Here is a 15,863-nt window from a genome sequence, read left to right on the forward strand (position 1 = left end):
CGCACACATGCAAAAGATTATCCAAAACATCGGCGCACTGACTGCCATCTCCGCCGTCCTTATTTTATCTGCCTGTTCAGAACAGAAAAAAGAAGCGCCTAAAGAAGACAAGTTTGTTGTAACAGACTCTCTGATTAAAAGACTGGAAATTGACACCGTACAGGGAGCGAATAACCAGGCTGATTTGAATTTCTCCGCCAAGATCACGGCCAATGAAGAAAAAATGGCTAAAATCTATCCTATGGTGAGTGGACGCGTACAAAGTGCGACGGTAAAACTAGGAGATGCAGTGAGCAAAGGCCAGGTACTGGCCACGATGACCAGTGCAGAAATGGCAGGCTTTGATAAGGAAAGCATCAGTTCTTCTGCTGACTTGCGGAATGCACAGCGGAATGCAAAACTCACTGAAGATATGTATAAAAGTGGTCTGGCCTCTGCAAGAGATCTGGAACAGGCTAAAAATGACCTGATGGTTAAGCAGGCTGAAGAACGCCGTACCAGGTCTATCCTTTCCTTAAATGGCGGCAGCAAAAATGGCTCATATACTTTAAGATCTCCCATCTCAGGATTTGTGGTAGATAAAAATGTGACCACCAATATGCAGGTCAGACCAGATAATAGCCAGAATTTGTTTACCGTAGCGGATCTGTCGGATGTTTGGGCATTGATCAATATCTACGAATCGGACATTTCCAAAATCAAAGAGGGAGATGAAGTAAACATCTCCATTCTTTCCTATCCGGATAAATCATTTAAGGGTAAGATCAGCAAGATCTACAATGTAATGGACAATGACAGCAAAGTTATGAATGCCCGTGTGGTCATTAAAAACCCAGGGTATTTGTTGAAACCGGGAATGATGGCAACTGTGCAGATTGCCACAACGAACGGTGCTAGTTTGCCAGTGGTTAGCGCAGATTGCCTCATTTTCGACAACAACAAGTATTATGTGATGGTATTGGACCCGATAAAAAAAGTGCGTATACAGGAAGTTGAACTCGGTAGAAAGTTTGAAGATAAAGCCTACATCAGTAAAGGATTAAAAGCAGGAGACCGTGTAGTGGCTTCCAAGCAATTGTTCCTTTATGACAGCCTGAAACCTTAACCTTTCCTTATCACTTAATATTACTATAATGAATAAATTCATTAAGTCTATCATAAATTTTGCCCTGAAGAATAAGTATTTCATATTCTTTGCCACTTTCATTTTGGTTCTGGCCGGGTACCTGAGTTTTAAAAATACCACCATAGAGGCTTTTCCTGATGTAACCAATACAAATATCACGATCATTACCCAATGGCCCGGCCGCAGCGCCGAGGAGGTAGAAAAATTTGTAACCAGGCCACTGGAAATCGCCATGAACCCAACTGAGAGAAGGACCAGCATCCGCTCTTCTTCCCTTTTTGGTTTATCTGTAGTGAAAATTACATTTGAAGATAATGTAGATTACCAGTTTGCAAGAGTGCAGGTAAACAATCACCTCGATGAAGCTGATCTTCCTTCTGGCGCAAAACCAGAGGTTGAGCCTCCATACGGCCCTACAGGAGAGATCTTCCGTTACACCTTAAAGAGTGATAAAAAGTCGGTCAGAGAATTAAAAACACTTCAGGATTGGGTGGTGCAACGAGAGTTGCTTTCTGTTCCGGGAGTTGCAGATGTAGTGAGCTTTGGTGGTGAGGTAAAAACCTATCAGATCACTGTTGATCCTCAGAAATCTATACAATACGGTGTGACGGCAACCGAACTTTTTGATGCCGTATCCAAGAGTAATATTAATGTTGGCGGTGATGTCATTGAACAAAGTGGGCAAGCCTATGTGGTTCGCGGTATTGGTGTATTAAACAATATAGATAACATCAAAAACATTATTGTAGATAATTTTAATGGAACTCCTGTATATGTAAAAACCATTGCTGAGGTCACAGAATCAGCTTTACCAAGGCTTGGACAAGTTGGCCGTGACCGCGATCCTGACGTTGTGGAAGGTATAGTGGTGATGCGAAAAGGTGAAAACCCAAGCGAAGTGATCCATAATCTCAAGGAAAAAATCAAGGACGTGAACGATAACATCCTGCCGGGTGATGTGAAGATCAGTGCCTTCTATGACCGCGAGGACCTGGTAAACTTCGCTACGCACACCGTCATGCATAATATGCTGGAAGGGATCATCTTTGTAACACTGATCGTATTCCTGTTTATGGCAGATTGGAGAACAACCTTGATTGTATCCCTGATTATTCCTCTGGCCCTTCTTTTTGCCTTTATCTGCTTAAAACTAAAAGGAATGTCTGCCAACCTGTTGTCTATGGGCGCTATAGATTTCGGGATCATTATTGATGGTGCAGTTGTAATGGTGGAAGGGATCTTTGTGGCCCTTGATTACAATTCCCATAAGAATGGAATGGAGAAATTTAACCGGATGAGTAAACTTGGCATCATTAAAAAGGCCTGTCTGGAAAACGGAAAAGGAATCTTTTTTGCAAAACTGATCATTATTACCGGCCTAATGCCCATTTTCACTTTTGAGAAAGTAGAAGGTAAAATGTTTTCTCCACTGGCCTGGACGCTGAGTTTTGCTTTGCTGGGCGCCTTGTTACTTACTTTTACCCTGGTTCCGGCAATGGCCAGTGTACTGCTGAGAAAAAATGTAAAGGAAAAACACAACCTTTTTCTGGAATACCTTACCCGCGGTGTATTGCGCCTTTACAGCGCTTGCTTTAAAGCCCGTAAACTGGTGTTCTTTGGTGCGCTGATTGTTCTTGTTGTTGGCTTGTTTAGTTTTAAATTTCTTGGAACAGAATTTTTACCAACACTGGATGAAGGTTCCATTTATGTAAGAGCAAGTGCACCGCTAAGTGTTTCTTTAACAGAAACCAAGAAACTGGCCAATGAGATGCGAAAAATATTTTTGAGTTTTGAAGAAGTCAGACAAGTCATCTCTCAAACCGGGCGTCCAAATGATGGTACAGATGCTACAGGATTTTACAATATGGAGTTCCTGGTGGACATTTACCCAAAAACAGAATGGAAACGCAAGGAAACTAAAGAAGAGCTGATAGAGCGTATGCAGGAAAAACTGAAAGGTTATCCAGGCATTAGTTTAAACTTTTCCCAGCCCATTTCTGACAACGTAGAAGAAGCAGTTTCCGGGGTGAAAGGTTCTATTGTGGTGAAGATGTTTGGCAATGACTATGACTTCATTGAAAAACATGAGCAAAAAATATTTGACATCTTAAAAACAGTAAACGGAATTGAGGACTTAGGGATTTTAAAAAACTTAGGCCAGCCGGAATTACAGATCAAACTTGATCAGAGTAAAATGGCGCTGTACGGAGTAAGGACAGATGATGCCAACTCCATTATCGAAATGGCAATAGGCGGTAAAGCGGCTACTCAAATCTATGAAGGGGAACGTAAATTTGACCTGAGGATCCGGTACCCTGAAGATTTCAGGAAGGATGAGGCTTCCATTGGAGCCCTCCGTATCCCAACACTTTCGGGAGCAAAAGTACCGCTGAGTGAAATCTCTACCATCAGTAAAATTACTGGCCCCAGCATTATCTACCGTGACAGGCATCAAAGATATGGTGCCATCAAGTTCTCCATCAGGGGGCGTGACATGGGCAGCACAATTGCAGAAGCACAGGCCAAAGTAAATGCACAGATCAAACTTCCTAAAGAGTATAAACTGGAATGGGCGGGAGATTTTGAGAATCAGCAAAGGGCTACTGCCAGGTTATCCCAGGCTGTCCCTATCAGTTTACTCCTGATCTTTTTTATCCTGTTCGTATTATTTGGCAATATTAAAGACTCGTTACTCGTACTGAACAATGTACCATTTGCTTTGATTGGTGGTATTCTCGCACTATTAATTACACATGTAAACTTTAACATCTCTGCTGGGATAGGTTTTATTGCCTTGTTTGGTATTTGCGTACAGAATGGTGTAATCCTCATCACCAGGTTCAAGAGCAATATTACAGAACTCAAGCATCACCCAACCTGGACCTTTGCTGACGCCGTCAAAGATGGTGTAGCAGCAAGACTCAGACCTGTAATTATGACGGCTATGATGGCTGCCATCGGTTTGATGCCGGCAGCTCTGTCAACAGGAATCGGTTCTGAAGCTTCTAAACCCCTGGCTATTGTGGTGATAGGAGGTTTAATTACCAATACGATATTCTGTTTGTTTGTTTATCCAATAGTATTTTACTGGTCTTACCAGAAAAAAGTAAAAGAAACGATAAAGCCCATTGCTGAAGCAGGGGCATAAACGATAACCGGAGCGGGATCTCCGGTTGGTTAGGTCGTGTTTGCACAGGGGCGTTAAAGATTGGCAGGTCTTGACGCTCCCTGTCAAACACATTTTTTTTTAGGTGTTCAAACACAAATGCATTTTATCTGTTTATATCTCAATCAAACTATTCTGGTATGGCTGAGCTAAAACTTCACAACTTTAAACCCCGTTCGGGAAAATTTTCTATTGAAAAACAGCACTACGAGAACGTAGGAGCGAATGAGCGCCTGTTTTCTTTGTTACTTGGCGGCATCTTAATTGGAAGTACCCTCAAAAACCCTTTTAAATCCAGGATTCTGTATGGGGCTTATCTCGCCTATCGCGGCATCACCGGAAAATGTTTCTTTTACGATTACCTTGGCATAGACAGCAATAAACCCCATGCGGTAAATATTCGCGGAGAATTCGAAATTGATCTGCCGGCACAAGAGGTATATGCTCAATGGAGAAATTTAAACCATCTTCCTCACGGCATTAAACGTTTGCTTGATGTGAAAGTGGTAGACGAAAAACTCTCCACCTGGAAGTCCAATGTACTAGGCAACCTGTTTTCTGTAGAATGGAATGCAGAGATCGTTAAAGATGAGCCCGGACGTCTTATTGGATGGAGATCAGACCGTGGCTCTCTGTTCCAGCATGTGGGTCGGGTGGAGTTTGAGCCTTTAGCTGGCGGCCAGAATACCTTGTTAAAAATTGTACTCTCCTACCGCCCAATGGGTGGGGGACTTGGAATTGGATTGTCCAGGATACTTAATCCATATTTTGAGCACCTACTAAAAAAGGAAATTAAAAATTTCAAATATCATGTAGAAAACAGAACACCTGTTTTCATCTGATCAGCCATAAAAAAGGCCGGATAACCGGCCTTTTTTATCAAGACTATCTTCTTATTTTAATGCCCGCCCATAGCTGTGCCTGCAATACCAGCTATACCTGCAAAAACAAAAATCAGCACATACATAGCGATCAGCACAATCAGCAGGATACCCCAAAACTTAAAAAAAGACTTCAGATTGCTCATCGAAGTACTCAGACTAAGCTGATCACCAAATAAAACGGCTTTCTGAGCTGCGGTAGCATGCTTAAACAACATCAGGCTCGGATAGAAATATAAAAGTGCCAGGAATATAAAATACACCATAATAAATCCTGCACCTAAAGACCCCAACTGTGTTCCCGGACTGTATTTTGAAAGAACAGCAATAAAAGCAGTTGCTCCAAATGCAAACATCACCAGTAAGGCTGAAATAACAAATCCAAATATCCCCAGAAACTTGGTCCATTTTGCCATGTCATAAAGATAACTGCGAATATCTTCAGTTACAATGAGTTTGATCTCTGGCTGTTCAACAGGAGTTTCGTTCTCAGGCAATGCGTTCGTCTCTTCAGTTTCTTCGAAATTTTCCATAGTGATAATGTTAATTTATATTTTCAGTTTTATAAACATAATTATTATTTGCCTTCCCTGCAAGTTTATTCAGTGTCTGATTTCAAAAAAATTGGTACCTTTGCGCCAAATTAAGACAAAACTATTCATGGCATTACAATGTGGTATAGTAGGTTTACCGAATGTTGGGAAATCTACCTTATTTAACTGTTTATCGAACGCAAAAGCTCAGGCAGCAAACTTTCCTTTTTGTACTATAGAGCCTAATATTGGCGTAATCACTGTTCCCGACGACAGGCTAACCAAACTGGAAGAGCTGGTAAAGCCAAACCGTGTTGTTCCCAACACTATTGAAATCGTAGATATTGCCGGTTTGGTAAAAGGGGCATCCAAAGGCGAAGGTCTGGGCAACCAGTTTCTTGGAAATATTCGGGCAACCAATGCTATTATTCACGTGCTGCGTTGTTTTGATGATGGAAATGTGATCCACGTAGATGGTTCTGTTGACCCTATCCGTGATAAAGAGATTATCGATACTGAATTACAGTTGAAAGATCTGGACACCGTAACCAAACGTATACAGAAAGTGGAAAAGATGGCGAAAACGGATAAGGATGCCAAAAGAACTTTTGATGTACTGAGTATTATTAAAACCCATCTGGAATCTGGCAAATCTGTGCGTTCAGCAGCTGTTGATGCTGATGATTTTGAGTTTATTCAAGATCTGGGCCTATTGACACAAAAACCCGTAATGTACGTTTGTAATGTAGATGAGAGCTCTGTGATCAACGGAAATGCTTACGTAGACAGGGTTAAAGACGCCATAAAAGATGAAAATGCAGAAGTATTGGTCATCTCGGCTAAAATTGAATCTGAAATTGCCGAACTGGAAAGTTATGAAGAGCGTCAGGAATTCCTTGCAGATCTTGGATTAACAGAATCAGGTGTAAATAAATTGATCCGCGCAGCTTATCGCCTGCTGGACCTCTACACCTATTTCACCGCTGGTGTACAGGAAGTAAGAGCCTGGACCATTACCAAAGGTTTTACAGCTCCTCAGGCCGCAGGTGTGATCCATACAGACTTTGAAAAAGGGTTTATCCGTGCAGAGGTGATCAAATACAATGATTTTGTAACTCTGGGTTCTGAAAATGCTTGTAAAGATGCTGGTAAATTAGGCGTAGAAGGAAAAACTTATGTTGTGGAAGATGGTGATATCATGCACTTCCGTTTCAATGTTTAAAGCATAGAATTAAAACTTTATATACAAAAAAAGCAGTTCCGTATGGAACTGCTTTTTTTGTATATAATATCTCTGAAAATCAGAGCAGCACACCTTTTAAAAACATCACTGCAACAGAAAAATAAATGATCAGTCCGGTTACATCAACCAGTGTTGCCACAAACGGAGCAGAAGAAGTTGCCGGGTCGGCCCCAAGTTTCTTCAATAGCAAGGGTAACATGGAACCAGATAATGATCCCCACAGCACTACACCCACCAGGGCTACACCTACGGTACAACCAATTAAAATCCAGTGTGGTCCGTACATATCGGAGAACATGGTCCAGACAAAGATCCTTAAAAATCCAATTACACCCAATGCAATCCCCAGCATCAAACCGGAAAGGATTTCTCTTCTCATTACCCTCCACCAATCCGCTACCGTAATCTCACCAAGCGCCATAGCCTGAATAATCAATGTTGAAGCCTGAGAGCCACTATTCCCACCACTCGAGATAATGAGTGGCACAAACATAGCAAGCACAACTGCTTTCGCAATATCGGCTTCGAAATGTGCCATGGCTGTAGCAGTAAGCATTTCACCAAGAAATAAAATAACGAGCCAGCCAATCCTCTTCTTCACCAAACCAAAAAGAGGCATATCCAGGTAAGGTTCATCCAATGCCTCGGTACCCCCTATTTTATGCATATCCTCTGTATACTCTTCATTTGCAATCCATAGAATATCATCTACAGTTACAATACCAAGTAACACATCGTTATCGTCAACCACTGGTAAAGCCACGCGGTTGTTCATTCTGAAAACATTGATCGCTTCTTCCTGCGGATCGTTCACATTTAACGCAATAGAACGGTTATCCGCCAGATCTCCAATTTTTGCTTCCGGATCTGCCAGGAGAATCTCCCTGATCCGGATATCATCTAAAAGTACACCACCTTTATCAATAACGTAGATGACATCAATCGTTTCGGAATCTTTTCCAAAACGTCTGATATGTTCCAATACCCGGGTTACTGTCCAGTCTTTTTTTACAGCAACATAATCCGGTGTCATCAAACGACCCACACTGTCTTCTTTATAGCCCAACAGCGAAAGTGCCTCTACACGATCTTTCGCCGGAAGCAACTTAATCAGTTTCGCAACCGCATCACCCTTAAGTTCACTAAATAAGGCAGTCCGGTCATCCGGTGGCATCAGATTAATCAGTTCTGCCAGTTTAACACCAGAAAGTTTTTTAAGAATTCTTTCCTGTGTAGGAAAGTCCAGGATCCTGAAAACGTTTACCGCCCTTTTTATAGATAAAGTATCTATAAATTTTACTGCATGCTGGGGAAGCTCATCTATCAGATGTTCTACATCTGAAATGTTCAGATCATCCAAATAAACTTTTAATTGTGCATCGTCGCCCTTCTCAATCAGCTCAACTACTTCTTCAACAATTAATTCTTCCATAAAATAATTCGACTATTTTTTACATGCTTCTGTTGCTTTATCAGGATTGCAAAAGTGAGGTTTTATTTTCAATAATGCCATTTTTATTACCCAAAATTCATTCCAACCTTAAAGTTAATTATTAACAATTGCTGATAAAGGCCGCGAATTAAAACAGCACTGAACGCAAAAACGCCCAGGCCAACGGAAAACCAACTGCTTGCCCTGATCAGGTTGTCTATAAGTTTTTTTGACATCATAGGTTACAAATATAGAACGCTTTCCAAATATCCGAACTATCCGGCACTCTTCCAGGGCAACTCACCTTCAAACGGACAAAACAAACCCTGAAATCCTATATTCTTTGCAATTCCGCCTGGCAACAAAACGCAAAAACAGACAAAAAATGATTGTCTTTTACAATACTTTATAATTTAGATTTACAATTGTGTTTTTTTTATATCTTTGCGCAAATTGTCCCTGTAGTTCAATGGATAGAATTATGGTTTCCGGTACCATCGATGGGGGTTCGAATCCCTCCAGGGGCACATTTCTTACAAAAGCTGTCAATCCTGACAGCTTTTATTGATTATACAGGAATTAAACTTGTTTCCATGGCTGCACAGAACAAACCTTTTCATATAGGCGCTTTTCTTCTTAACCTGGCCATCCCCATTGCCATTGGCGCACTAGGTGGTTTATTGACAGCAACTTCTGTAAAAACGTGGTACCCCACATTAATTAAACCTTCGTTTAATCCACCCAATACCATCTTTCCACCGGTATGGACATCGCTCTTTATTCTGATGGGCATCTCAGCTTACCTGGTTTGGAGAAAAAGAGCGCAAATTGCACACTTCCCCCGCACTCTGGCCCTATATTTCATACAGCTGATCTTGAACTTAATGTGGTCTTTTATCTTTTTCTACGCCAGGGAAATAGGAATTGCACTGATTGAGATTTTCATTTTGCTGGCCGCCATCATCACCAACGCCAGGGTATTTTACAAGATCGATAAATTGGCCGGACTCCTTTTCATTCCTTATATACTATGGGTAAGTTTCGCAACACTCCTCACCTATAGCATCTATAGCTTAAATTAAAACAAATCAAGGATTTGATCATCGAAAATCCTATTTTTAGGATGTGATACCTTACAAATACCTCTTGCCCCTTTTATTCATTTTTTGTGCATTATATGGTCATGCGCAAAAAGTTGGTTTGGTATTGAGTGGTGGTGGCGCAAAAGGACTTGCCCATATAGGTACACTCAAAGCGCTGGAAGAGAACAATATCCCGATAGATTATATCACCGGAACCTCTATGGGAGGGATAGTGGGTGCCATGTATGCCGCAGGCTATACACCTGCACAAATGGAAAAAATAGCACTGAGCAAAGATTTTCAAGACTGGGTTAGCGGAAAATACACCAGCGATTACAGTCTCTTTTTCCAAAAAAACAATGTAAATGCCTCTGCCTTATCTGCAAAACTGAGTATAGACACCAGTCTGCGGATTAGCTTCAGGTCCAACCTTGTAAACGATATTCCTTTAAATTTTGCACTGCTCGAACTTTTTTCTCAGGCCTCGGCCGTTGCTAAAGATAATTTCGACAATTTATTTATTCCCTACCGTTGTATGGTTTCTGATGTACTGCTGCAAAACAGTATTACCCTCAAAAGCGGGAGTCTTGCCGAAGCGGTGAGGGCGACCATGACCGTTCCATTTGTGTACAGACCTATACGAGTAGACGGAAAATATGTTTTTGACGGAGGAATTTATAACAATTTTCCGGTAGACATTATGAAAAAGGAGTTTAAACCAGACTATGTTATCGGGGTAAACGTATCTTCTAAAACATTCAAGGAATACCCTAAAGACAATGGAGACCGCTTACTCAACCGGTCGCTGATCTATATGTTCCTGGCCAAATCTGATTCTACCATGATAGGAGAAAATGGAATTTATGTCCAGCCCAATCTTACTGACTACACCTCCACCAATTTTTATCCGGTAGCAGACCTGATCAAACAAGGTTATGATGCAGCAATGGCGAATATGGCCCAGATCAAAAAAGCCATAACCAGAAGAACAAAACCTGAAGATCTTAGCATCAAAAGAAACAACTTCAACAATAAAAAGCCAGACCTCTTTTTTAGCTCGATCAGCGTAAGCGGCGTCAATGATCAGCAAAAAAAATATATAGAGCGTTTGTTTAAGAAAGACAAAGCGACTTTTAATCTTTCCGACATTAAACAAGGCTATTACAAACTGGTTGCAGATGAAACTTTTGAAACCGTTTATCCGAAAATCTCCTATAACCAACCCTCAGACAGCTATACCTTTGAAATCGTAGCCAGGCCAAAAAGAAGCTTTAAAATAGACCTGGGAGGCAACATCTCCACCCGACCCATCAGCAATGTCTATTTAGGCGTACAATACAATTATCTCAACAGAAAAGCCTACACCTTTGGTGTAAATTTCTATTCGGGCAGGTTTTATGAGGCCGCCCAATTGAATGCCCGGGTCGATTTCCCAACCAGTTTACCTATGTTCCTGGCTGCTGAGATGACCTTTAACCACTTTAACTATTACAGCACCAGCTCTATTTTTATTGAAAATCCAAGCCCAACCTATATAGAACAAACCGACAGGAAAATAGATTTCAAATTTGGCATTCCTTTAAACAGAGGGACCAAAATAACACTAAGCGCTGCCGCATTCAATAATTCCGACCATTACAGCCCCACCAATACCTTTAATGTAGGCGATATACTTGACCGCACCACCTTTAATGGATTCAGACCGAACCTCACTTTTGAACAAAACACCTTTAACCGAAAGCAGTATCCCAACAAAGGGAGAAACTTCACTTTAAGTGTCAATTACTATACGGGTAAAGAGAATTATACCCCAGGAAATATCGCAAGGAATGCTTCTTTCTATGAGGAACTAGACGAACAGAGCCATAACAAAAACTGGGGCAGTGTTAAAATCAGTGATGAAAATTATTTTTTCCACAAGAACAACTATAGTCTTGGTTACCTGGCAGAAGCTGTGCTTTCCAATTTACCCTTATTTTCAAACTATTATTCCACATTACTGGTTGCCCCGGCTTTCTACCCATTGCAAGACAGCAGGTCGCTATTCCTGGAGAAATTCAGAGCGGCGAGCTATCTCGCCGGAGGGCTAAAAAATGTCTATACTTTAAAACGGAACCTTGACCTTAGGGTGGAAGCCTATGTATTTTTGCCCTACAAAGAAATACAGCAGGAAGGATTCCAGGACGTAGACAACAACAAAGCATTCAGCAAATGGCATTATGCAGGAACCGCAGGGCTTGTTTACCATACTCCAGTAGGGCCAATCAGCTTTAGCTATAATTTATACGATGACCGCACAAAAAGAAACGGCGTTTTATTACATTTGGGATATTTAATTTACAATAAACGATCATTAGAATGAGACCAGCTTACCTATTTTTCCTTTTGTTATTCCTGACCAGTACTGGTTTTGCACAACGTTCGGATATCAACAACTTTATTGTAAAAGAGAGTTTGCTGAAAAACAGCAAGCTGGCCATTATTGCTGCTGATTCCCTGGACAAGCCCCAGGAACAGATCAACGGGATCTATACCTTCAGCGTAAGTGGTTTTACCCAATCCTTAAAATTCAACGATGGTGTTGCCATATTGCCTCTTCAACTGGAACGTTCTTCTTTTGTCTACATTAAACACATCAATGATAAGGGTACGCACAGCAAACTGGTTTATGTCTATAAAAAAGACGGAGACCTGAGTCCTTATGCGTTTAATAGTATGTGGCTGGTCCTGATTCCGCTCATCATTGTCCTGCTGGCCTTTGCGTTCAGGAAATTCCTCATCTTTGCTGTCATTCTCCTGTTGATCTTCTTCTACTTTAACCACAGTAACGGTTTGAGCATACCAACTTTTTTTGAAACGGTATTTGATGGCCTGAAGAAGCTCTTTTAAAAAGGCATCCCTATCCCGAAATTATACTGCACAAAACGATAGGTATCGGGTGCATGGGTCGTATTATACTCATTCTTAAAGTCTTTTGCCCCACTCAGGTATTTGGCAATAACCCATTGGTCGGAGCCACTGAACTGAGGATCTTTAAGTTTTAATCCAATGTCAAATCTAAACACAAAATAATCGACATCATACCTTAAGCCCACACCCGTTCCGATAGCAATCTGATCGAATAACTTCTGAAACTTAAAATAAGTTTCCGCGGGTTGTCCAGATGAAACGTTCCATACGTTACCGGCGTCCAGAAAGACTGCTCCTTTGAGCTGTGCACCAAAAAACTTGTTGAGCATTTTATACCTGTACTCTAAATTGGTTTCAATATGCATATCACCCAATTGATCAAGTCCATACAAAATTGTACGCTGATCCTGGGTTAAAACAGCCCGGTTATAATTCCCTGGCCCTAATGTCCTGGCTTGCCACGCCCTTACCCCACTTGATCCTCCCGCAAAGAACTTCTTTTCAAAGGGTATTGCCGTAGAATTCCCATAAGCAACAGCAATCCCGGCGTTTATTCTTGCCACAAACTGCCTTACACCACCAAGGTTTTTATACCACCTCAAATCAATTTCCGGCCGCACATACTGATTATAAGGCAATCCGAGAATTTCAGAATAATCACCTTCTGAAGCATGATGTACACTTCCAAACAAGCGGGTTAGCCCCTGCAGCATATTTCCTGCAATATCAATGTTCCCCCTAAAGTAAACAAAGGTACCAGGAATCAACAGTTTGGCCTGATTCAGTGTATAGCTGTATTTCATTCCCAGAGTAATGTCCTTTCTGTTCAGCAACATCAGATTATAAGCATTGTCTTTGACCAGTGCAGCATTATCCGGGTTATTTACCGTATCCAGCAATAAGGAGCCCAGCCGGTATTCAAAGTTCAAAGGTGTAAAGGAATGCACTTTAAATTTGGTTTCATACCAATCGTAGGTGATAGAGGTCTGGAATACTTTTCTTGAAAAAACGTCTTTCTGAAGCCCATACACATAACTAATACCAAATGAAGTAAAAGGCATTCCATTTTTACCCATTATAGGAACATGAAAAGGAACCATAAGTCTTGGAACAGCCAAACTCGTACTTAAAGAAAAATCACGCTGATAAACGTCATTAAAAACAGATTTACCCTGCCCCAATCTTGATTGCAAGCCACCTTTAACCTGAAATTCAAAGCGTTCAGCCCCTCTAAACATATTGTTGTTAATGTAGGTGTTACTGAGCGTAAAACCAACCGTTCCCGCATTAAAAGGCAGCTCTCCCTCCACCCTGTTGCTCATCCGTTTTTGCGGTATTAACCGGATAACAGGATTTACCGTGTTCACACTATCAGCAGGCTTGATGTAATCAATCTTTACATTTTTAAAGACATTCAACTCATAAAGCCTATCATAGGTTAAGGTCTCGTTTTTATTGTCATACAACTCACCTTGTCTGATAAAATTATACCGCAAAATAGGATTGCGCCTGAAATGTCCGGACAGGTCTGTAAACCTTATCCCCCTAATAATTTTCGGATTAAACCGTATAGAATCAGGAAAACCATCAGTGCTTGGTGCAATAATGACATTAGTTTCTCCAATTTTGAATTGTGCATGTTCTGTTTTGCCTTCGGGATTGTCTACAATCAGCATCACCTTTGTCTGACCATGATTAGAATTCGAGTCCACTGTGAACTTAATATATGGCCTCGCAAAGTCAAAATAACCATGGTGCTTCATCAATTCATAGATCTGATCTCTTTCATAAGCAAGAGAGTCATCATCATATTGCATCCCTTCCCTTAAATGCGTAAATTTCTGTTTGCTGTTGAAATAGATATCTTTTATTTTGGCGTCTTCGATATCATAGCTTAATTTCTTAACAAAGAATGCCGGGCCAGGATTGGCTTTAAAATAGACTTTTGCCCGCTGCTTTTTTACCGTAATGTCTGAACTGACTTTCGCGTTAAAATAACCTTTACTATTTAAAAATTTCTCAATCTGATTACGGGAAATTTCTACCAGGGTGCTGTCCAGAAGAGGCGCCGGATTTCCAACAGACTTTGTTTTAAATAAAGTATAAAACAGATTGTATAAGCCAACATTAATGCCCAGTTTAGGCGCTGGCCTGATATCCTTTTGCACGTAACTGAAAGCTTCTTCCTGAAGTTTCGGAGGCAAACTATCTATATGCACCTCTTTTACAACGGATTGGTAATCCTGTATGTATTTTGTAGAAGAACATGCAGTAACAAAAAGAATAATAAATAGTAATATTGCAGGAAACTGGATCTTCGTTTTATAAATAGAGTATGCTTTCAAAATCACAGATAGGTTTTATTAAATCATTACATCAAAAAAAGTTCCGTAAAGAAAATGGAATTTTTATTATTGAAGGCATAAAATCAATAATAGAGTTCGTTCCATCCGCTTATCAAATACACAGCATTTATTATCTTGCTGAATATAAGTCTTTACTGCCCAATTTACCGTCAAATATAAAGTTATTTGAAGTAAACAATGCCGAACTGGACAAGATTAGTACTTTACAAGCCCCTCAAGGCATACTGGCACTGGTCCACATTCCCAAAAGTGTGCCAGTAAATGACAAAGTATTAAAAAATACATTTTCCATCCTCCTCGATGGCGTACAGGATCCCGGAAACCTGGGAACCATCATCAGAACCGCAGATTGGTTCGGTTTCAAAAATGTGATTTGTTCTTTAAATACAGTAGAAGTCTACAATCCGAAAACCATACAGGCAACGATGGGTTCACTCTGCCGGGTAAATATTTTTTATCAGGACGTTTCTGAGTTGCTGGAAAAGGTAAATATTCCTATATTTGGCGCATTACTGGAGGGTAAAAGCAGCTATGAGATGGAATGGGGAAACGAAGGAATTCTCATTTTAGGGAACGAAGGACAAGGAATTACAACGGAAGTGAAAAAATTTATTCAATTTCCTGTTACGATTCCAAGAGTGGGACTAGCTGAGTCTTTGAATGTTGCGATTTCTGCTGGGATTTTATGCTCAGATATTTCAAGAAATTTTAAGAAATAAATTGCATACTAACTTATAATTGCTATTTTTGCAACCTGAAATTTAACAGGGTCGAGTGGCCGAGTGGCTAGGCAGAGGTCTGCAAAACCTCGTACAGCGGTTCGAATCCGCTCTCGACCTCCAGATTTATTTAAATTAAAAACATAAAGGTTACAACCATGGCAGTTACAAGATTAAAAAGAAAAGACAGAAAAAATAAGACTACTTCACGTTTAGAAGTAAAACATTTGAAATTGGCTACAAATCTTGAATTAGGAAGCCGTTCAAAACAGTCTTCTAAAGATCAATTAGCAATCAACAATGCTGTTATCGCTAAACTTACTGCTCAGGCATAAGTAGATTCTTTAAGTCTTCTAAAGAAACAAAAAAGAGGCTGGATCATATGATCCAGCCTCTTTTTTGTTT

The 15,863-nt window shown here is 40.6% G+C and carries 13 protein-coding genes and 2 tRNA genes; 11 read left to right on the forward strand and 4 right to left on the reverse strand.

The window, feature by feature from the left end; genetic code table 11:
* Window positions 1–7 precede the first annotated feature (7 nt).
* The 3 genes from R2S08_RS25915 (at window position 8) to R2S08_RS25925 (ending at window position 5,134) form a co-directional block, all read left to right on the forward strand.
* On the forward strand, window positions 8–1,105 hold the full coding sequence (locus tag R2S08_RS25915) for an efflux RND transporter periplasmic adaptor subunit (RefSeq protein ID WP_316837846.1): 1,098 nt from the start codon (window positions 8–10) through the stop codon (window positions 1,103–1,105).
* A gap of 28 nt (window positions 1,106–1,133) precedes the next feature.
* A complete protein-coding gene (locus tag R2S08_RS25920) occupies window positions 1,134–4,274 on the forward strand; it encodes a CusA/CzcA family heavy metal efflux RND transporter (RefSeq protein ID WP_316837847.1) in 3,141 nt (1,046 codons plus the stop codon).
* Between the two features lie 158 nt (window positions 4,275–4,432).
* Window positions 4,433–5,134, forward strand: a complete 702-nt coding sequence (locus R2S08_RS25925) for an SRPBCC family protein (RefSeq protein ID WP_133777827.1) — start codon at window positions 4,433–4,435, stop codon at window positions 5,132–5,134.
* Between the two features lie 56 nt (window positions 5,135–5,190).
* Here R2S08_RS25925 and R2S08_RS25930 read toward each other — a convergent pair whose 3' ends face one another.
* On the reverse strand, window positions 5,191–5,706 hold the full coding sequence (locus R2S08_RS25930; RefSeq protein ID WP_316837848.1) for a DUF5362 family protein: 516 nt from the start codon (window positions 5,704–5,706) through the stop codon (window positions 5,191–5,193).
* Window positions 5,707–5,833: 127 nt separating this feature from the next.
* On the opposite strand from R2S08_RS25930, the gene ychF reads away from it, so the two are divergent.
* Window positions 5,834–6,928: a redox-regulated ATPase YchF gene (ychF, locus tag R2S08_RS25935; protein ID WP_316837849.1), complete on the forward strand. Its 1,095-nt coding sequence runs from the start codon at window positions 5,834–5,836 to the stop codon at window positions 6,926–6,928.
* A gap of 79 nt (window positions 6,929–7,007) precedes the next feature.
* On the opposite strand, the gene mgtE is transcribed toward ychF, so the two are convergent.
* The gene (gene mgtE / locus R2S08_RS25940; RefSeq protein WP_133777830.1) at window positions 7,008–8,381 is read right to left on the reverse strand and encodes a magnesium transporter; all 1,374 of its coding nucleotides are present in this window, start codon (window positions 8,379–8,381) and stop codon (window positions 7,008–7,010) included.
* A gap of 86 nt (window positions 8,382–8,467) precedes the next feature.
* The gene (locus R2S08_RS25945; protein ID WP_316837850.1) at window positions 8,468–8,620 is read right to left on the reverse strand and encodes a hypothetical protein; all 153 of its coding nucleotides are present in this window, start codon (window positions 8,618–8,620) and stop codon (window positions 8,468–8,470) included.
* Between the two features lie 216 nt (window positions 8,621–8,836).
* On the opposite strand from R2S08_RS25945, the gene R2S08_RS25950 reads away from it, so the two are divergent.
* The 4 genes from R2S08_RS25950 to R2S08_RS25965 all read left to right on the forward strand — a co-directional run bounded on the left by R2S08_RS25950 (window position 8,837) and on the right by R2S08_RS25965 (window position 12,352).
* Window positions 8,837–8,908, forward strand: a tRNA-Arg gene (locus tag R2S08_RS25950).
* Between the two features lie 66 nt (window positions 8,909–8,974).
* Complete coding sequence (locus tag R2S08_RS25955; protein ID WP_316837851.1) at window positions 8,975–9,463, forward strand: TspO/MBR family protein; 489 nt, start codon at window positions 8,975–8,977, stop codon at window positions 9,461–9,463.
* A 64-nt stretch (window positions 9,464–9,527) separates the two neighbouring features.
* Window positions 9,528–11,825, forward strand: coding sequence for a patatin-like phospholipase family protein (locus R2S08_RS25960; RefSeq protein ID WP_316837852.1), 2,298 nt, complete (start codon window positions 9,528–9,530; stop codon window positions 11,823–11,825).
* Window positions 11,822–12,352: a hypothetical protein gene (locus tag R2S08_RS25965; RefSeq protein ID WP_108551817.1), complete on the forward strand. Its 531-nt coding sequence runs from the start codon at window positions 11,822–11,824 to the stop codon at window positions 12,350–12,352. The genes R2S08_RS25960 and R2S08_RS25965 overlap by 4 nt, the downstream gene beginning before the upstream one ends.
* On the opposite strand, the gene R2S08_RS25970 is transcribed toward R2S08_RS25965, so the two are convergent.
* On the reverse strand, window positions 12,349–14,718 hold the full coding sequence (locus R2S08_RS25970) for a BamA/TamA family outer membrane protein (protein ID WP_316837853.1): 2,370 nt from the start codon (window positions 14,716–14,718) through the stop codon (window positions 12,349–12,351). The genes R2S08_RS25965 and R2S08_RS25970 overlap by 4 nt on opposite strands.
* On the opposite strand from R2S08_RS25970, the gene R2S08_RS25975 reads away from it, so the two are divergent.
* The 3 genes from R2S08_RS25975 to R2S08_RS25985 all read left to right on the forward strand — a co-directional run bounded on the left by R2S08_RS25975 (window position 14,709) and on the right by R2S08_RS25985 (window position 15,793).
* Complete coding sequence (locus tag R2S08_RS25975) at window positions 14,709–15,458, forward strand: RNA methyltransferase (RefSeq protein ID WP_316837854.1); 750 nt, start codon at window positions 14,709–14,711, stop codon at window positions 15,456–15,458. The two genes, R2S08_RS25970 and R2S08_RS25975, sit on opposite strands and share 10 nt — an antisense overlap.
* 49 nt (window positions 15,459–15,507) lie before the next feature.
* A tRNA-Cys gene (locus R2S08_RS25980) sits at window positions 15,508–15,581 on the forward strand.
* 35 nt (window positions 15,582–15,616) lie between these two features.
* Entirely contained in the window at window positions 15,617–15,793 is a 177-nt protein-coding gene (locus R2S08_RS25985; protein ID WP_316837855.1) for a spore protein, read from the forward strand.
* Window positions 15,794–15,863: the final 70 nt, after the last annotated feature.

This window comes from Pedobacter nutrimenti (assembly GCF_032678445.1).
GTDB classification, from domain to species: domain Bacteria; phylum Bacteroidota; class Bacteroidia; order Sphingobacteriales; family Sphingobacteriaceae; genus Pedobacter; species Pedobacter nutrimenti_A.

Coding starts and splice junctions, on each gene's coding strand:
- R2S08_RS25915 (WP_316837846.1), top strand. CDS start 8: ATGCAAAAGATTATCCAAAACATCGGCGCACTGACTGCCATCTCCGCC.
- R2S08_RS25920 (WP_316837847.1), top strand. CDS start 1,134: ATGAATAAATTCATTAAGTCTATCATAAATTTTGCCCTGAAGAATAAG.
- R2S08_RS25925 (WP_133777827.1), top strand. CDS start 4,433: ATGGCTGAGCTAAAACTTCACAACTTTAAACCCCGTTCGGGAAAATTT.
- R2S08_RS25930 (WP_316837848.1), bottom strand. CDS start 5,706: ATGGAAAATTTCGAAGAAACTGAAGAGACGAACGCATTGCCTGAGAAC.
- ychF (WP_316837849.1), top strand. CDS start 5,834: ATGGCATTACAATGTGGTATAGTAGGTTTACCGAATGTTGGGAAATCT.
- mgtE (WP_133777830.1), bottom strand. CDS start 8,381: ATGGAAGAATTAATTGTTGAAGAAGTAGTTGAGCTGATTGAGAAGGGC.
- R2S08_RS25945 (WP_316837850.1), bottom strand. CDS start 8,620: ATGATGTCAAAAAAACTTATAGACAACCTGATCAGGGCAAGCAGTTGG.
- R2S08_RS25955 (WP_316837851.1), top strand. CDS start 8,975: ATGGCTGCACAGAACAAACCTTTTCATATAGGCGCTTTTCTTCTTAAC.
- R2S08_RS25965 (WP_108551817.1), top strand. CDS start 11,822: ATGAGACCAGCTTACCTATTTTTCCTTTTGTTATTCCTGACCAGTACT.
- R2S08_RS25975 (WP_316837854.1), top strand. CDS start 14,709: ATGCTTTCAAAATCACAGATAGGTTTTATTAAATCATTACATCAAAAA.
- R2S08_RS25985 (WP_316837855.1), top strand. CDS start 15,617: ATGGCAGTTACAAGATTAAAAAGAAAAGACAGAAAAAATAAGACTACT.